Origin of the sequence: Devosia sp. RR2S18, assembly GCF_030177755.1 — a bacterium.
Classification (GTDB): Bacteria; Pseudomonadota; Alphaproteobacteria; order Rhizobiales; family Devosiaceae; genus Devosia; species Devosia rhizosphaerae.
In genome coordinates this window covers 255,798-272,818 of record NZ_CP126539.1, presented here as the reverse complement: position 1 = coordinate 272,818, position 17,021 = coordinate 255,798, and the positions used below count along the sequence as shown (strand labels likewise).

The following is a 17,021-nucleotide window of genomic DNA, read 5'->3' as shown; positions in this document are numbered from 1 at the left end:
AGAAGGCCCGCTTTCTCCGGGCCTCCTCATTGCAGCTGGAGCGCTGCCACTCACCCCCAATGCGCCAGCACCGCGAGCAGCAGCAGTGCGACGATATTGGTGATCTTGATCATCGGATTGACCGCCGGGCCGGCGGTGTCCTTGTAGGGGTCGCCGACGGTGTCGCCGGTGACCGAGGCCTTGTGCGCGTCACCGCCCTTGTAATGGGTGACGCCGTGGCTGTCGGTAAACCCATCCTCGAAGCTCTTTTTGGCGTTGTCCCAGGCGCCGCCGCCGGCGGTCATGGAAATGGCCACAAAGAGCCCGGTCACAATGACGCCCATCAGCATGGCACCCAGCGCCGAGAACCCGGCTGCCGGGCCGGCAATCCAGTTGATGAGGAAGAAGACGAGGATGGGACTGAGCACCGGCAACAGCGAGGGGACGATCATCTCGCGGATCGCCGCTTTGGTCAGCATGTCCACGGCCCGCGCATAGTCCGGCTTCGAGGTGCCCGCCATGATCCCCGGATCGGCCTTGAACTGACGGCGAACCTCCACCACGACGGACTGCGCGGCGCGCCCCACCGCGGTCATGCTCATGCCCCCAAAGAGGAAGGGCAGCAGCCCGCCGAACAGCAGGCCCACCACCACATAAGGATCGGCCAGCGAGAAGGTCAGATTGCCCATGCCGGCAAAGATCGCCGGTGCATTGGGAAGCGCGGCGAAGTAGATGAGGTCCTGCGTATAAGCAGCAAAGAGCACCAGCGCACCCAAGCCGGCCGAACCAATGGCATAGCCCTTGGTTACGGCCTTGGTGGTGTTGCCCACCGCATCGAGTGCGTCGGTATTGTGCCGCACTTCTTCGGGCAGACCGGCCATTTCGGCGATGCCGCCCGCATTGTCGGTCACCGGCCCAAAGGCGTCGAGCGCCACGATGATGCCGGCCAGCGCCAGCATGGTCGCAACGGCAACGGCGATCCCGAAGAGCCCAGCCAGCGAATAGGTGACGATAATTCCGGCAATGATCACCAGCGCCGGTAGTGCAGTGGACTCGAGGCTAACTGCGAGTCCCTGGATCACGTTGGTGCCGTGACCGGTGACCGAGGCCTCGGCAATGGAATTGACCGGCCGCCGATTGGTGCCGGTATAGTATTCGGTGATGACGATGATGAGCCCGGTGATGACAAGGCCAACCGCGCCGCACCAGAAAAGGCCCCAGGGGGTGAAGGTGTGGTCGCTCGCCACGATGGCAAGGTTCATGTCGCCAAACATCAGCCACAGCACCGGCAACAGCGCCACCAACGACAAGACACCCGTCGCGATGACGCCCTTGTAGAGCGCGCCCATGATGTTGTTGCTAGGCCCCAGCTTGACGAAATAGGTGCCGATGATCGAGGTCACCACGCAGGCGCCGCCGATCGCGAGTGGCAGCACCATGCCGATGAGCTTGACCGGCTCGGGCAGGATGATGGCAGCCAGCACCATGGTGGCGACGATGGTCACCACATAGGTCTCGAAAAGGTCGGCCGCCATGCCGGCGCAGTCCCCGACATTATCGCCCACATTGTCCGCAATGGTCGCGGGGTTGCGCGGGTCGTCCTCGGGAATGCCCGCCTCCACCTTGCCCACCATGTCGCCGCCCACATCGGCTCCCTTGGTGAAGATGCCGCCGCCGAGCCGGGCAAAGATGGAAATCAGCGAAGCGCCAAAGCTCAACGCCACAAGGCCGTCGATCACCGTGCGGCTGATCGGGTCAAAGCCCAGGAACTGCACGAGCACGATGAAATAGAGCGTCACGCCCAGGAGCCCCAGCCCTGCCACCAGCATGCCGGTGACGGCACCCGACTTGAAGGCGAGGTCGAGCCCGCGCGCGAGTGAGGATGTCGCCGCCTGCGCCACGCGCACATTGGCCCGCACCGACACGTTCATCCCGATGAAACCGGCCGCGCCCGAGAGCACGGCTCCCAAGAGAAAGCCGATCGCGGCATAGATGCCCAAAAGGAAAAAGGCGGCGATCAAGATCACCGCCCCCACGATGCCGATCGTGGTGTATTGCCGCTTGAGATAGGCCGAGGCCCCCTCGCGCACGGCCGCCGAAATCTCCTGCATTCGCGGCGTGCCGGCATCGGCCGCCATCAGCCCCTTGGTGGTAACAACGCCATATACGATGGACAGAGCGCCGCATGCGACGATCAGCCAGAGTGCCAAACTCATGAGATATGCCCCTAACCGGTGTTTCCTCCGGGGCTCGCGCGATGCGGACCGATCCTCCAATCGGCTTGGCACCACCCTCCTATCGAGCCCCTCCAGCGCCGATGATTAGCTGGATTGGGGCGCGAGGCAATGGCTATTGCGGTGAATTGTCGCAGTATGCCCTCAGCTTGGCGGCAAGGGCTCCGCCGTCGCCCCGGACAGCAATGGTCTTGAGGCGGGCCGTCTCCCCCGCGGCGACGCTGAGATCCGATTTCGCCAGCCCCAGAAGTTTGGCGAGCAGGCTCACCACGGCGGCGTTCGCCCTGCCCTTGTCGGGCACGGCCTTGACCCGAACCCGCAGCACGACGCTGCCGTCGTCTCGCTTTTCGACGCCTTCAATGGCGTCGCGCCCGGCATTAGGCGTTACCCGAACAAAAAGGCTCAGCCCCTCGGGGCTGAGCCGGTAACACTTGGCAGTGTCCAAGGCCTCAGATGCCGGCGCGGATTACCGCCGGATAAAGGTAATAGCCAATGATCTGCTGGATAAAGAAGATGATGATGAACAGGATAATCGGGCTGATATCGAGCCCAGAAAAGTTCGGCATCATCCGCCGGATCGGACCCAGAACCGGATCGGTCAACTGGTTGAGGATGCGCCAGAGCGACGCCACGAACTGGTTGCGCGTATTGATCACGTTGAACGAGATCAGCCAGCTCATGATGATCATGGCCAGCACGACCCACCAGTACAGCTGGAGGATCAAAAGGATGATGTCGAGCACGGCGCGCATGGGCGTCTCCGGTTGAATACTGCTGGACTATCTAGTGGTTGGGATGCCCACCCACAAGCCTGACAAGCACAGGCCCCGCTTCGGTCGCACGAAGCGAGGCCAATGACTGACATCCGGTACGCAACATAGAACTCCGGACACCACTACCAGTGCAGAATGCGTGCCAGACCGAGGTGCCCGCAAACGCTGGGGCAGAGATTAAGCGCCGGTAAATTCATGCATTTTGCACCATGGAAGCGCCTCGCAGAATGCGAGGCTTTCGCAAAATGCGAATGCAGCGCGAGGAAACGCTCAGCCGATGTCCTTGATCGGCTTCCAGGTGGCGAAGCGATAGATATAGATCACGACGGCCAAGACCACGACACCGGTCGAGACCGGGTCCACCCAGGCTTCCACGGCGTGATAGTTTTCATGCAGCAGGAGGCCGGCAGCGGTCAGCAACGCAGTCCAGAGCAGCGTTCCGGCCGAGGAGATCAGGAGGAATTTGCCAAATGGCATCGCGGCCAGACCCGCCGGCACCGAAATCAGCGTGCGGATGGCGGGAACGAGACGGCCCAGGAACACGGCCGCTGGTCCATACTTATTAAACCAGTGCACTGCCTGGTCGATATCGTCCTCGCTGATGGTCGCCACCCGCCCCAACCTGTTGCAGAGCCAGGTAAAGCGGTGAATGCCCAAGAGCCGCGCGGCGAAATACCAGATCGAGGTACCCAAGAGCGATCCTAGCGTTCCGGCCAGAAGTACTCCGTAGATATTGAGTTGCCCATTGGCCGCGACATAGCCGGCAAAGGGCATGATCAGTTCCGAGGGTATGGGGGGGAAGACGTTCTCGAGGACCATGAGGAGAAAAATGCCGGTATACCCGGTCGCCTCGATGGTGCTGATGATCCAGTCGCTCATGCGGCGCCTCCAGAGACCCTCTGTCGGGCGGAGAAGCGTGGGGCGAGCAATTCCTGCCACACCCCGTGAGATACCTCCCCCTTTCAGGGGGAGGCTAGTTGGGATTAAGCCGACTTGGAGGCGCGGCTCATGCGCTTGCGGTCGTTGGGGTCCAGCCAGATCTTGCGCAGGCGGATCGACTTGGGGGTCACCTCGACATATTCGTCTTCGGCGATATAGCCCAGCGACTGCTCCAGCGTCAGCTTCTTGGGCGTGGTCAGGCGCACCGCTTCATCCTTGGACGTCGTGCGGATATTGGTAAGCTGCTTGCCCTTGAGCGCGTTGACCTCGAGGTCATTCTCGCGGGAGTGCTCGCCGATGATCATGCCTTCATAGATGTCGACGCCAGCGTCGATCATGATGGCGCCACGGTCTTCCAGGTTCCACAGCGCAAAGGCCACGGACTGGCCGGTGCCGTTGGAAATCAGGACGCCGGTGCGGCGGGTGGGCAGTTCGCCCTTGAACGGCACGAAGGAGTGGAACAGGCGGTTGAAGATTGCCGTGCCGCGCGTATCGCTCAAGAGTTCAGGCTGGTAGCCGATCAGCGAGCGGGTGGGGACCAGCAACTGAATACGGGTGCGGCCCACGCCCGAGGGGCGCATGTCGGTCAGCTCGCCCTTGCGCTCGGTGAGCTTCTGCACGACCGTGCCGGTGTGCTCGTCATCGACGTCGATGATCACTTCCTCGATGGGCTCGAGGCGCTGGCCGTTCTCTTCCTTGAACAGCACCTTGGGGCGACCGATGGTCAGCTCGAACCCTTCGCGGCGCATGTTCTCGATCAGAACCGCCAGCTGCAATTCGCCACGGCCGGCCACGTCATAGCTGTCATTGTCATCGCCGGGGGTGACGCGGATAGCGACGTTGCCCTCGGCTTCGCGCATCAGGCGCTCGCGGATGACGCGCGACTGCACCTTGTCGCCTTCGCGGCCGGCCAGGGGGCCGTCATTGATGCGGAAGGTGACCGACAGGGTCGGGGGATCGATGGGCTTGGAGGCGATCGGCTGCGTCACCGAGGTGGCACACAGCGTGTCGGCCACCGTGGAGGTGACAAGACCGGCAATGGCGACGATGTCGCCCGCTTCGCCCTGGTCGACCGGGGTACGCTCGAGGCCACGGAAGGCCAGCACCTTGGAGATGCGGCCCTTTTCGACTTCCTTGCCCTCACGGTTGAGGGTGTGGATGGCATCGTTCGCTTTGACCGTGCCCGAAGTGATACGACCGGTCAAAATACGACCCAGGAACGGGTTGCGCTCGATGGTGGTCACGAGCATGCGGAAGGCGCCTTCTTCGACGGTCGGCTCTGGCACGTGCTCGACCACCTTATCGAGCAGCGGGGCGAGCGTTTCCTTCGGACCTTCGGGCTCGAGCGCCATCCAGCCCTGCTTTGCCGAACCGTAGAGGACCGGGAAATCGAGCTGTTCAGGGGAAGCATCAAGGGCGATGAAGAGGTCGAAGATCTCCTCGAGTACTTCGAGGTGCCGCTCGTCGGACTTGTCGATCTTGTTGATAGCAACGATTGGGCGCAGGCCCTGGGCCAGCGCCTTGCCGAGCACGAACTTGGTCTGCGGCATCGGGCCTTCGGCAGCGTCCACCAGGATCACCACGCCGTCGACCATCGAGAGGATGCGTTCCACTTCGCCGCCGAAGTCGGCGTGTCCGGGGGTGTCGACGATATTGATGCGGGTGTCGTTCCACATCAGCGAAGTGACCTTGGCCAGAATGGTGATACCGCGCTCGCGCTCGATATCGTTGCTGTCCATCGCGCGTTCTTCAACGCGCTCGTTCTCGCGGAAGGAACCGGATTGCTTGAGCAAAACGTCGATCAGCGTGGTCTTGCCGTGGTCAACGTGGGCGATGATGGCGATATTGCGCAAGGACATAGGAAACCGGCCTCTTTGGCATGATCCACGGCCGGGAACCGCGAGTGCGGCTGCAAACGGCTGGACCATGCAGGAAATGGTGAACGCCAACCGCTCAAGGCAGGCTGGTGCAATTTGTCGCGGTCCTTACAGGAAGACGGGCAATCTCACAATCCCCGCAGGCGCAGGGGTGGGTTGCACGTCTCCGTTAGGGCAAGCCGGACCGGAGCTCGGCCTGCCCAGGGCGGCTGCTACCTGTGGGTTCGCGGCAGTTCACCAGATTGCCAAAGCCCTAGGCCAAAGCCATCGGGGTCCAGGAAGTCGGCGCTCCACCCTCCGGGAGCCTCGGATACCGGGGTAACGATGGTGACACCCTTCTCGGCGAGTTCGGCGACAATGTCGTCGATGCCGCCTTCGGTGACGTCGAATATGAGGGCGGGCGTGTTGCCGCGCACTCCGTCCATCTCGAAAAAGATCAGCTCCAGCCCATTATCGAGCCGACCTTGCAGCCAGAAGGGCTCGGCGCCCTCCATGCGTTCAAGATCCAGTCCCAGGGTGCTGCTGTAGAAGTTTTCGGTGCGTGCAATGTCGCTGACGTAGAAGACAATGCTGGCGCTTTTCGGCTTTAAGCCCATGGAGATTTTTCCCTCGCGGAGATCGGCCGCTTGCTGCGGCCCAGATGATCATTGCCGTGATCAGCCTTTTTGTGAGCGGCGGACCAGAAAAAGGTGCCCGTCCGGATCATGGCTACCAAGAAAGGCGTCCTGCTGCTTGAGCGCTGCAGAAAGCGCATCGCGTATGCGCCCATAGGCGAGATCGAGATGGAGGCCCCGCAACTCGTCGGGAGCGGCTAGTCCCTTGTGCGCCATGTGTCTCTTGAGGCTTTTGATCCGCTGCCGCAGCGCGGCGTCGGACAAGCTCAAGAGATGGGCGATCTCTCGCCGGTTGTGCCCAGTAAGGGTCAAGGCGGCCACCACCCGAAGGGGCTTGGATAAGCCGGCAAAGATCTGATCGGCCTCATGTCCATCGCGCTCGGCTTCAGCAACGTCATCGGCCTGCCATCGCGTTTCCCGCATCTGCCGCCGCCAACTGGAGCGAGCCGTCATGCGTGCGCGGTTGCGCACTACGCCGGTAAGCCACCGCGCCGTTCCGGGTTTGGCGAGGTCCATGCGACCTGCACGGACCGCTGCAACCATGGCGTCTTGCACCACGTCTTCCGCGGCTAACGGACCGGCATGCCGGCAGGCAATTGCGAGGAGTTGGGTGTAGAGCTGGGTGCGCATGGGGTTGAAGGTGTCAGACCTCCGCGCCACCCACAAGCGCCTTCAGCTGGCCTTCTTGCCGGTCGTCTGGGCCTTGGCGGCGTCAGAATGGAGGAGGTTGGCCAGGGCACCGGGCGGCAGCGGCGGGGAGAAGAGGAAACCTTGCACTTCCGAGGCACCATGCTCGCGTACCAGCGCCAGTTGCTCTGCGGTTTCGACGCCCTCGGTCGTGGTCGTCATGCCCAGCGATTGGCCCAGCCCGATGATGGCCTTGATGATGGCTTGGCTATCATCACGGCTGGTGAGGTCTGCCATGAACGAGCGGTCGATCTTGATCTTGTCGAAGGGGAAAGATCGCAAATAGCTCAGCGATGAATAGCCGGTGCCGAAATCATCCATGGAGATGCGCACCCCCATTGCACGCAGATCATGCAGCGCCTTGAGCGTCGTCTCGTTCTCGGCGAGCAGCAGGGATTCGGTGATCTCGAGTTCCAGCCGCGTCGGAGCCAATCCCGCGTCGCTCAGCGCTGCCTGCACGACGCCGACCAGATCGCGATTCTTGAACTGAATGGGTGAGAGATTGACCGCCACCCGCACATCGTCGGGCCAGGTAACGGCGGTCTGACAGGCCTCGCGCAGCACCCATTCCCCAATGGCCACGATCAGCCCGGTTTCCTCGGCGATGGGGATAAACTCATTGGGCGAGATGGTGCGGTCATCATGGTCCCAGCGCAACAACGCTTCGACGCAGGTGATGCGATCCTCCGGCAGGCCCAGCAGGGGCTGGAACACGAGGCGCAACTCGCCCCGCGCCAGTGCGAGGCGCAAGCCCGCCTCGATGGACCGGCGCTGCTGGAGATCCGCGTCCATGCCCGCCTCGAAGAAATGGTAGGTCGAGCGTCCTTCGCTCTTGGCCTTGTAGAGCGCCAGATCGGCATTCTTGACCAGGGTATCGGTCTTCACGCCGTCGCCGGGCCCAACAGCAATGCCGACGCTGGCGCCGATCTCGACCTGCTGCCCGCCAATATTCATGGGCGCGCACATGGCCTTGATGATGCGGTCGGCCACCTTGGCCGCGTCGGCAGCGCTCTCGATGGGCCGCAACAACAGGGCGAATTCATCACCACCCAGCCGCGCCAGCACGTCGGTTTCGCGCGTCGTCCCCCAAAGGCGGGCGGACGCCTGCTTGATGACCTCGTCGCCAACGGCGTGGCCGAGCGTGTCATTCACCGCCTTGAAGTGATCGAGATCGATATAAAGCACCGCAGCCATCTCGCCGCGGGCCAGCCCGGCCTCGGTTTTGGCCATCTGTTCGAGAAATTCGATCCGGTTGGGCAGATCGGTGAGCGCATCATGCCGCGCCAGATGGCGGATACGCGCCTCGTTTTGCCGCTGCTCGGTGATGTCCTCGTGGGTGGTGACCCAGCCGCCATCCTTCATGGGATGATGCTGCATCATGATGGTGCGGCCGTTGAGCTCGTGGATGTTCTTGCCGTATTCGCGGCGCGCGATCACGTCGCGGCGCCAGGCGAAATACTCTTCGGTAGTCGAACCCGCGCTCATTCCCTGCTCGAAAAGGTGCGCGAGAATGTCCTCGAGCTGCGTTCCCGGCCGCAGCAGGGCCGAAGGCAAATTGTAGATGCGCGCATAGGGCTCGTTGCAGATGACCAGCCGCCCCTTGGGGTCGCACATGCAAAGGCCAATGGAGATATTGTTCACCGCCGCGTCGAGCCGGATATTCTGCCGCTCAAGTTCGAGCTTCCGCTTGGCGACATTTTCGGTGCGCGCGATCTCGTCGGTGATGTCCTCGTGGCTGACGATCCAGCCCAGCGCCTCCGAATAGATCAGCGCTGTCTCAATGGTGCGCCCGCCGCGGAGCACCTCCTGGGACTTGGTCCGGGCACCGCTCCTATTGGCGAGCAGAATCTCGGTGTAGTTTTCGTAGAAAGTGGTGGCGTCCTGCCCGGGATGATTGCCGAGCTTGGCCGAGAGTTCCACCACCTCTTCCAGGCTCATCCCCCGCTTTATGGCCGAGTCTGAGAAGCCATAGAGGTCCTGCCAGTGCTTGTTCCACATCACGAGACGGAACTGCGGCGACCAGACGACAAAGCCGCTGGGGATATTCTCAAGCGCTGCATCGAGTAGCAGCGTCTCGGCCATTTCGCTTACGCTGACAGCATCTTGTGCACGCACCGCTGCATCCCCCATGGCACCGCATTACGGCGCCACGGGAGGCTAAGAGCATCGTGTTAAGAGCGTGTTAAGCGCGTCATCCAAGAGTCACGAAACGGTCCGGAACCCTCCGGACCGTTCCATAGAGGATCTTACCGACCAGCTTTGCGATTGCGCGCCGCCCAGGTCTTGAGACGCAGGCCGTTGAGGCGGATGAAGCCCTCGGCATCCTTGTGGTCATAGGCCACCGCGCCCTCTTCGAAGGTCACGAGGTCTTCCGAATAGAGCGTATTGGGCGAGGTGCGCGCTACCACATTGGCCGAGCCCTTATAGAGCTTAAGCGTCACTTCGCCGGCAACGAACTCCTGGGATTTGTCGATCAGCGCCTGCAGCATCTCGCGTTCTGGTGAATACCAAAAGCCATTGTAAATGATCTCGGCATAGCGCGGCATGATCTCGTCCTTGAGATGGGCTGCGCCACGATCGAGCGTGATGGACTCGATGCCCCGATGCGCGTGGAGGAGAATGGTGCCGCCGGGGGTCTCATAGACACCGCGCGACTTCATGCCGACAAAGCGGTTTTCGACGAGGTCGAGCCGCCCCACGCCATGCTTGCCGCCCAGCTCGTTGAGCTTGGTGAGCAGCGCTGCCGGAGAAAGCGCATCGCCATTGACCGAGATGGCATCACCTTTCTCAAAGCCAATGGTGATGTATTCGGCTTCGCCGGGCGCCTGCTCAGGGTCCACCGTGCGCTGGTAGACGTAATCAGGCGCCTCGACCCCGGGATCCTCCAGCACGCGACCTTCCGATGAGGTGTGCAGCAGATTGGAATCCACCGAGAACGGGGCTTCACCGCGCTTGTCCTTGGCGATCGGGATCTGGTGCATCTCGGCATATTCGAGCAGCTTGGTGCGCGAGCGCAGATCCCACTCGCGCCAGGGCGCAATGACCCTGATCGAAGGGTCGAGCGCATTGGCGGTGAGCTCGAAGCGGACTTGGTCATTGCCCTTGCCGGTAGCGCCATGGGAAATCGCATCGGCGCCGCTGGCCTGCGCGATCTCGACTAGGCGTTTGGCAATCAGCGGCCGGGCAATCGAGGTGCCGAGCAGGTAGACGCCCTCATAGAGTGCATTGGCGCGGAACATAGGGAAGACGAAGTCCCGGACAAACTCCTCGCGCAGATCCTCGATATGAATCTCCTTGATGCCCAGCATCTCGGCTTTCTTGCGGGCGGGCTCCAGCTCTTCGCCCTGCCCCAAATCGGCGGTGAAGGTCACCACCTCGCATTCATAGGTTTCCTGCAGCCATTTGAGGATGATCGAGGTGTCGAGGCCGCCCGAATAGGCGAGCACGACCTTCTTGATGTCTTTAGCCATGGTGTTCCGTTCCGGTTTCAAGCTGGCGACAGGATAGAGCAGCGCCGACGCAACAATCTTGCAAATGCATCAGGAATGAAGCAGGTCTTGGCACATAATGCCAATGAGTGTCGCAGAAGAAGCTCGGAATGCCAGACAAGCTTGATCCCATTGACCGGCGCATCCTCAAGGCCCTCCAGCGCAATGGTCGCATCTCCAACGTGGAGCTGGCAAATGAAGTTGGGCTCTCGCCCTCCCCCTGCCTGCGGCGCGTCAAGCTTCTCGAGGAAGCCGGCGTAATCGATCGCTATGTGGCCGTACTCAACGGCGCCAAAGTCGGCGCGGGCCTGACGGTTTTTGTGCGAGTCTGGTTCAAGACGCAGGATGCTGCCATCACCCATCAGTTCGCCGAGACCGTCCGCAGCTTCCCTGAAGTGGTGGAATGTTACCTCACCACGGGCGAATGCGATGCGATCATGCGCGTCGTCACCGCGGACCTCCACGCCTATTGGCGCTTCCAATCGGACCGATTGACCCGTATTCCAAGCGTGCAGAGCGTCAAGACCGACGTCCCGATGGAAACCATCAAGCGAAGCTACGAGCTGCCCCTTTAGGCGGCGAGGCCCAAAGCCGGAACGATCATGCCCGCCTTTCTCCCCGATCTCTCTGTTATCCTCACCTTCGCGCTGGCCGCCTTAGTGCTGGCGGTGACTCCAGGACCGGACATGGCGCTCTTTATTTCACGCACCATGAACTGGGGGCGGGTGCATGGCTTTGCCACGGTGCTCGGAGCCCTGACCGGCATCGCCATCCACACCAGCCTTGTCGCCTTCGGTATTTCGGTTCTGATCGTCACCGCGCCCGCCGCCTTCTGGGTCCTCAAGATCGTGGGCGCGCTCTATCTCGTGTGGCTGGCTATCGGCGCCATTCGCAGCGGCGGCGGCCTGCTGGTGAGCCGCGCCGCCGGCAAGCAGCCAAGCTTCGCCCAAAGTTATATGACGGGCTTGGGCATCAACCTCACTAATCCCAAGATCGCGCTCTTCTTCGTGACCTTCCTGCCCCAGTTCGTCTCGGCTGCCGATCCGGCCGCCGCCGGCAAGCTCCTGTTCTTGGGCGCCGAATTCGTGCTGGTCTCGCTGCCAGTGGTGATCGCGATCGTCTTGTTCGCCGAGTGGCTGACCACCACCCTGCGGGAGCGCCCCTGGGTCAGCAAGCTTCTCAACTGGAGCTTCGCGGCGGTGTTCATGGCTTTTGCCGCCACCATCCTCCTAGCCGAAGGCCGCAAGTGAACTATCGCCACGCCTTTCACGCCGGCAATTTCGCCGATGTGGTCAAGCACCTGATCCTGGTGCGGATACTGGAATATTTGAAGCGCAAGGAAACGCCGTTTCGCGTGCTTGATACGCATGCCGGGATCGGCCTTTATGACCTCCAGGGCGACGAAGCCGGGCGCACCGGCGAGTGGGTGGACGGCATCGGGCGGCTCGTCGCCGAGGGCTTGGCCGGCGAGGCTGGTAACCTCGCAGCGACCTACCTCAGGGCCGTCCGGGCGCAGAACTCAGACGGCACCCTGCGCTTCTACCCCGGCTCCCCGCTGCTCACCCGCCAGCTCTTGAGGGAACAGGACCGGCTCTTTGCCCTCGAGCTGCACCCTCAGGATGCTGAGGCTCTCAGCGAGAACTTCGCCGGCGACATCCAAACCCGCGTCACCCACCTCGATGGCTGGGCCGCCATGGGCACGCATTTGCCGCCCAAGGAAAAGCGCGGGCTTGTCTTGGTCGATCCGCCGTTCGAGGAAAAGGGCGAGTTCGCCCGCATGGCGGCGGCCTTGGTCAAGGCGCATTGCCGTTGGCCCACCGGTATCTACGCCTTCTGGTATCCCATCAAGGAACCGCGCGACGTCGAGGCCTACATGGCCGACCTCCGCACGAGCAACATTGGCAAGATCCTCCGCCTTGAGCTCACCATTCGCGCGCCGTCCGCCCCGCCGCGCCTCCACGGCACCGGCATGATCGTGGTGAACCCGCCCTTTGCGCTAGAAGGGGAAATGCAAGTGCTGCTGCCCGCCCTTGCCGAGCGGCTTGCCGAAGAGGGTCGTGGCGGCTACCGGATCGAGTGGGTGGCGGGCGAATAGGAACTCTGCCCTGAGCTGCCCGTTGTTCTCCCTGAGCATTGGGAGCAAGCCATGGACGTCCTCCGCATCATCCTATCGGTTATCATCCCACCCATCGGGGTGTTCCTGCAGGTGGGATTGGGGCTGCACTTCTGGCTCAACATCCTTTTGACGCTGCTGGGCTATTTCCCCGGGCTCATCCACGCCGTCTGGGTCATCCTGCGCAAATAGCAGCTAGAGCTTGAACTCGTAGTATTTGATCGTGTCTTCGGCGCCGCCCCAGCGGCGATAAAAGCCGTTGGCCGCCTCATTGTCGAGCTCGGTGCCCAGCCACGCCTCCGCGCAGCCCAGCTCCCTCCCCCATGCAAAGAGCTCTCCCAGCATCAAGGAAGCGACGCCGCGCCGCAGATAGTTATCACCTGTTCCCACCTCATCGACATAGAGCTCTGTCACCTTGTCGGGATGCCGGTGCAGCACCCCAGCGCACTGTCCCACGATCAGGTCACCGTCAAAGGCCAGCACCAGTAGATGCCCTGGCGTGGCGAGATAGTCGCGGAGGCGGACCGGGTCGATGGGCTGGTCGAACACCCCACCGGCAATTCTGGCGAAGGCCGCCGAATCGTCAGGGGCCATGCGCCGGACGGTGATGCTCACCGGTTGCGCTCCCGCTTGGTTTGCCGCCGCTCGCGCGTCATGCGGGTGGGCGCATGGAAGGTCGGCGGCTTGTCGCGGATCCAGGTGATAAAGGCCGCCATCTCCGGATCGCTGCGCAGGCTTTCCACATCTGCCAGCCGGGTGGCGATCTCGGCTTCCGAGAACCGGGCGTGGATGGCGCTGTGGCAGACCTGATGGAGGCGCACCGTACCCTTATGCGTGCCGCCCTTGAGCCGGGGCGTTAGATGATGCCGGCTTGATTTCGCCTCGGGCGGAATGGGTCGCTCGCAGAGCGGGCAGATATCGGGGTGGCGCCGCGCGGCTGCAGCTTCCACTGCGGCCAGGGCCGCTTCGACGCGTCGCGCCGACGGGCTCACAGCACCGCCAGCGCCTCGCGGTCTTTCTTGCTCAGCCGTTCGCTCTCGCTCTTGAGCTGCCCGCAGGCGGCGAAGATATCGCGGCCGCGTGGCGTGCGAACAGGGCTGGCATAGCCCGCGCGATTGACGATGTCGGCAAAGCGCTCGATCCGCGAGGAGGGCGAGGTGCCATAGTTCGAGCCCGGCCAGGGGTTGAACGGAATGAGGTTGATCTTGGCGGGAATGCCCGCCAAGAGCCGCACCAGTTCGCGTGCCTCGGCGTCGCTGTCATTGATCCCGTCGAGCATCACATATTCGAAGGTGATGCGGCGGGCATTGGAGAGGCCGGGATAGTTCCGGCAGGCCTCGAGCAGCTCTTCCAAAGGCCACTTCTTGTTGATCGGCACCAGCACGTCGCGCAGATCATTATTGGTGGCATGGAGCGAAATGGCGAGCATCACGTCGATCTCGCGCCCGGTCGGCTCGATAAAGGGCACGACACCGGAGGTCGAAAGCGTGATGCGGCGCCTGGACAGGCTCATGCCATCACCGGCCGAAGCGATCAGCAGGGCCTGCTTGACGTTCTCGTAATTGTAGAGCGGCTCGCCCATGCCCATCATCACGATATTGGTGATGGCGCGGCTCTCGCCGCCGGGCACGAGTCCGCCGTCATCCGGACGCTGGCCGCCGGGAAAGTCGCCCAGGCGCTCGCGTGCCATCAGCACCTGGCCCAGGATCTCGCCGGCAGTGAGATTGCGCACCAGCTTTTGCGTGCCGGTATGGCAGAACGAGCAGGTGAGCGTACAGCCGACCTGACTCGACACGCAGAGCGTGCCACGATCCGCCTCGGGGATATAGACGGTTTCCACCTCGACGGGCGGATAGTTCGGATTGGCCGGGTCGCGGAAGCGGAACAGCCATTTGCGGGTCCCATCGCTCGAAACCTGCTCGGAGACGATTTCGGGCCGGTCGAGAATAAACGCGTCGGCGAGCTTCTGGCGCACCGGCTTGGCCACATTGGTCATCCGCTCGAAATCGGTGACGCCGTTCACATAGAGCCAGTTCCACAGCTGACTCGCCCGCATGCGGCTTTCCTTTTCCGTCGCAATTCCCGCGTCCAACAACGAGGCAGCGAGCTGCGGCTTGGAAAGACCGATCAGCGACGGCCGGCTGGCGGCGGCAGGGCGCACGGCAGTCGAATGGTCGAGGTTCAGCGCAATGCTCATGGGCGTGGCAAGAGTCCGGAAATGCGGGAAGTGGCGAAGCCCATACCATATGGGTGCCCTTTGCGCAAAGTCATGGGTCCGTTTGCCGGATGCAGGCCTGCTATTCGCCCTTCTCTGTCACGTCTGCGCGAGCGGAACGACTCAACACTCCGCGTCGATCGATTGCTGCGCAGCGGTGGCGCCCGAGAGCGAATAGGTCTGCGTCACCTTGATGCCGGCGGCTGTCGTGCCCTCGATCACCATGGAAGATCCGGCGCGGATGGCGCTGGCCAGCGCTCCAGACTGGCTGGCATCGTCGAGCCAGGCCGCGTCGTTCTGGGTGAAGAGATTAAAGGTCTGGCCGTCCACCGTCACGGTGGCCTGGCTATCGGGCTGGAAAGCAAAGCCAGCCACGAGGTTGAATTCGTTGCTGACAGTCTCGGCCGGCCGGTTGGTCACATAGGCATAGGCCTGGCTGTAGTCGTCCGGCGTCGGCTCGACGCTTTCGGGTTCGGCCATCGCAAAGCACACTTCGCCCGCCGCATCATTTGCCGCATAGCTCGACCAGGCGCGATGCTCTCCCAAGAGCCGTACCTGCTGCGCCTGGGCGCTGGCGGGCAGAACTAGGGTGGCGAGCAAGGCAAGCGCAAGGACGGGCTTGGTCATGAAGGGCCTCTCTGGACAAACAACAAAAAGGGCGTGGGCCTCGCGGCCCGCCGCCCGATTATGGCGGATCGCCCCTAGGGGGCAACCCGAAAGGGTGATCAGGCGCAGGCGCCGTCGATCGCGTTCACCGCCGCCGTGGCACCCGACAGGGAATAGGTGTCCACTGTATTGGTTCCACGCTGCGAGGTGCCGCGCACCACCAGCTGGCTGCCAGCCTTGAAGGCCTGCACGAAGCCGGCTTCATCACCTGTCGAGGCGAGCCAGGCGGCCGAACCCTCGGTCACCATGGGGTAGCTGCGCCCGTCGATCGTCGCACTGGCCTTGGCGTCGGTGGTGTTGAAGGGATAGCCAATAATGGTCTGGACTTCGTTCTTGGTGCCCATCCCCTTGCGGTGGATGATCATGAAATGGATCGGATCGCGATTGGCCCCGGCCGGCTCGCTCGATTGCGGCGTGCCAGAGACATAGCAGATCGTGCCCGAGGCATCGGTCGCCTGCCAGGCGGTCCAGGCACTGAAAGTGCCGAGCTCGGTCGCCTGCTGCGCCTGGGCGGCAGGAGCGAGAGCCATGACCGCGCCGACCGCGAGCCCAAGGATAAGGCCACCGGTTTTCTTCGTCATCGCCAATTCTTCCTCTCGTCTATGTGGTCCATGCTCGGAAGAGCTGCCCGCGCGACTCTGCCCCAACATGGTTACCAAGAAGTCAAGCGCCGCCCTGCACCGGACCAATTCACTTCAAATGCGAGGCAAAGGCGGCGGCAATTTGGCGCCCAGCGCTTCAAGCTACGCTCAGCGTTACCAATGCGCTAACACTTGAGTGACCTTTAGGCGGCCAGGGGGTAGCTCTGCTCGACCACATAGGGCCCACCGCCCACCGAGTCCTTGCTGGAATAGAGCACGAACCGGCCCACCGGAAAGCTCAGCGGTTCGAACCGCCCGGCATCGGCAATAAAGCGCGCCACCTCTTCGGCGCCGGCTCCGCGCAGCCGCGCCAGTGTCACATGCGGCACGAATTTGCGCCCCTCGGCGGGTAGTCCCGCCCGTTGTAGCACCCGCTCCTGGGCGGCTTGCAACCGGGTTAGAGCTTCGCTCGGATCCACCCCCGCATAAAGCGCCCGCGGCTTATCGCCACCAAATGTCCCTAGATGGGTGAGCCGCACCTCGAACCGCATCGAATTGGAGAGCCGATCGAGGCTATCGGCCACCTCGTCGGCGGTCTGCCCGTCGACATCACCGATGAAGCGCAGGGTGATATGGTAATTCTCGGGGTCGATCCAGCGGGCGCCGCTGAGGCCACCGCGCTTGAGAGAAAGCGCAAATCCCACATCTGTCGGGATTTCGAGGCCGGTAAAGAGCCGGGGCATGGGGCCCTCCTCGTGCAGGTCAGCATCAGATTCGCCCCGGACCGTAACACAACCTTAAGCCGCAGCCAGTCCATTCGTCGCAGCGCCCCGAGATCACTTGTAAACCAAGGGC

At 62.7% G+C, this 17,021-nt stretch carries 19 protein-coding genes; 4 read left to right on the top strand and 15 right to left on the bottom strand.

The annotated features are described in order from the left end of the window. Positions 1-50 precede the first annotated feature (50 nt). The 9 genes from QOV41_RS01360 to QOV41_RS01320 all read right to left on the bottom strand — a co-directional run bounded on the left by QOV41_RS01360 (position 51) and on the right by QOV41_RS01320 (position 10,573). Complete coding sequence (locus tag QOV41_RS01360) at positions 51-2,195, bottom strand: sodium-translocating pyrophosphatase (protein ID WP_284579022.1); 2,145 nt, start codon at positions 2,193-2,195, stop codon at positions 51-53. A gap of 133 nt (positions 2,196-2,328) precedes the next feature. After that, positions 2,329-2,658 carry a DUF167 family protein gene (locus tag QOV41_RS01355; RefSeq protein WP_284579020.1) on the bottom strand — a complete coding sequence of 110 codons (330 nt, stop codon included), beginning with the start codon at positions 2,656-2,658 and terminating at the stop codon, positions 2,329-2,331. A gap of 4 nt (positions 2,659-2,662) precedes the next feature. Continuing rightward, the gene (locus QOV41_RS01350; RefSeq protein ID WP_284579019.1) at positions 2,663-2,965 is read right to left on the bottom strand and encodes a YggT family protein; all 303 of its coding nucleotides are present in this window, start codon (positions 2,963-2,965) and stop codon (positions 2,663-2,665) included. A 291-nt stretch (positions 2,966-3,256) separates the two neighbouring features. Then, positions 3,257-3,865 carry a DedA family protein gene (locus QOV41_RS01345; protein ID WP_284579017.1) on the bottom strand — a complete coding sequence of 203 codons (609 nt, stop codon included), beginning with the start codon at positions 3,863-3,865 and terminating at the stop codon, positions 3,257-3,259. A 104-nt stretch (positions 3,866-3,969) separates the two neighbouring features. Continuing rightward, on the bottom strand, positions 3,970-5,784 hold the full coding sequence (gene typA / locus QOV41_RS01340; protein WP_284579015.1) for a translational GTPase TypA: 1,815 nt from the start codon (positions 5,782-5,784) through the stop codon (positions 3,970-3,972). Between the two features lie 230 nt (positions 5,785-6,014). After that, on the bottom strand, positions 6,015-6,398 hold the full coding sequence (locus tag QOV41_RS01335) for a VOC family protein (RefSeq protein WP_284579014.1): 384 nt from the start codon (positions 6,396-6,398) through the stop codon (positions 6,015-6,017). 60 nt (positions 6,399-6,458) lie between these two features. Continuing rightward, positions 6,459-7,076, bottom strand: coding sequence for an RNA polymerase sigma factor (locus QOV41_RS01330; protein WP_284579012.1), 618 nt, complete (start codon positions 7,074-7,076; stop codon positions 6,459-6,461). A gap of 12 nt (positions 7,077-7,088) precedes the next feature. Continuing rightward, positions 7,089-9,218, bottom strand: a complete 2,130-nt coding sequence (locus QOV41_RS01325; RefSeq protein ID WP_284579010.1) for an EAL domain-containing protein — start codon at positions 9,216-9,218, stop codon at positions 7,089-7,091. Positions 9,219-9,349: 131 nt separating this feature from the next. Beyond that, on the bottom strand, positions 9,350-10,573 hold the full coding sequence (locus tag QOV41_RS01320; RefSeq protein WP_284579009.1) for an argininosuccinate synthase: 1,224 nt from the start codon (positions 10,571-10,573) through the stop codon (positions 9,350-9,352). 128 nt (positions 10,574-10,701) lie between these two features. Between QOV41_RS01320 and QOV41_RS01315 the strand changes: the two genes are divergently transcribed. The 4 genes from QOV41_RS01315 to QOV41_RS01300 are packed head-to-tail and all read left to right on the top strand — an operon-like array spanning position 10,702 to position 12,896. Then, on the top strand, positions 10,702-11,166 hold the full coding sequence (locus tag QOV41_RS01315) for an Lrp/AsnC family transcriptional regulator (protein WP_284579007.1): 465 nt from the start codon (positions 10,702-10,704) through the stop codon (positions 11,164-11,166). 27 nt (positions 11,167-11,193) lie between these two features. Continuing rightward, positions 11,194-11,841: a LysE family translocator gene (locus QOV41_RS01310; RefSeq protein WP_284579005.1), complete on the top strand. Its 648-nt coding sequence runs from the start codon at positions 11,194-11,196 to the stop codon at positions 11,839-11,841. Then, a complete protein-coding gene (locus QOV41_RS01305) occupies positions 11,838-12,686 on the top strand; it encodes a 23S rRNA (adenine(2030)-N(6))-methyltransferase RlmJ (RefSeq protein ID WP_284579004.1) in 849 nt (282 codons plus the stop codon). The genes QOV41_RS01310 and QOV41_RS01305 overlap by 4 nt, the downstream gene beginning before the upstream one ends. A gap of 51 nt (positions 12,687-12,737) precedes the next feature. Continuing rightward, positions 12,738-12,896 carry a YqaE/Pmp3 family membrane protein gene (locus tag QOV41_RS01300; protein WP_284579002.1) on the top strand — a complete coding sequence of 53 codons (159 nt, stop codon included), beginning with the start codon at positions 12,738-12,740 and terminating at the stop codon, positions 12,894-12,896. Positions 12,897-12,899: 3 nt separating this feature from the next. Here QOV41_RS01300 and QOV41_RS01295 read toward each other — a convergent pair whose 3' ends face one another. The 6 genes from QOV41_RS01295 to thpR form a co-directional block, all read right to left on the bottom strand. Next, positions 12,900-13,319, bottom strand: a complete 420-nt coding sequence (locus QOV41_RS01295) for a GNAT family N-acetyltransferase (protein ID WP_284579000.1) — start codon at positions 13,317-13,319, stop codon at positions 12,900-12,902. Next, positions 13,316-13,663 (bottom strand): restriction endonuclease, encoded by a 348-nt coding sequence (locus tag QOV41_RS01290; RefSeq protein ID WP_284581417.1) that lies wholly within the window; start codon positions 13,661-13,663, stop codon positions 13,316-13,318. Before QOV41_RS01290 ends, QOV41_RS01295 begins: the two co-directional genes overlap by 4 nt. A 29-nt stretch (positions 13,664-13,692) precedes the next feature. Next, complete coding sequence (rlmN, locus tag QOV41_RS01285; protein WP_284578998.1) at positions 13,693-14,901, bottom strand: dual-specificity RNA methyltransferase RlmN; 1,209 nt, start codon at positions 14,899-14,901, stop codon at positions 13,693-13,695. A gap of 141 nt (positions 14,902-15,042) precedes the next feature. Then, positions 15,043-15,546: an invasion associated locus B family protein gene (locus QOV41_RS01280; protein ID WP_284578997.1), complete on the bottom strand. Its 504-nt coding sequence runs from the start codon at positions 15,544-15,546 to the stop codon at positions 15,043-15,045. A 98-nt stretch (positions 15,547-15,644) separates the two neighbouring features. After that, complete coding sequence (locus tag QOV41_RS01275) at positions 15,645-16,166, bottom strand: invasion associated locus B family protein (protein ID WP_284578995.1); 522 nt, start codon at positions 16,164-16,166, stop codon at positions 15,645-15,647. Positions 16,167-16,369: 203 nt separating this feature from the next. Beyond that, entirely contained in the window at positions 16,370-16,909 is a 540-nt protein-coding gene (gene thpR, locus QOV41_RS01270) for an RNA 2',3'-cyclic phosphodiesterase (protein WP_284578994.1), read from the bottom strand. Between the last annotated feature and the right edge of the window lie 112 nt (positions 16,910-17,021).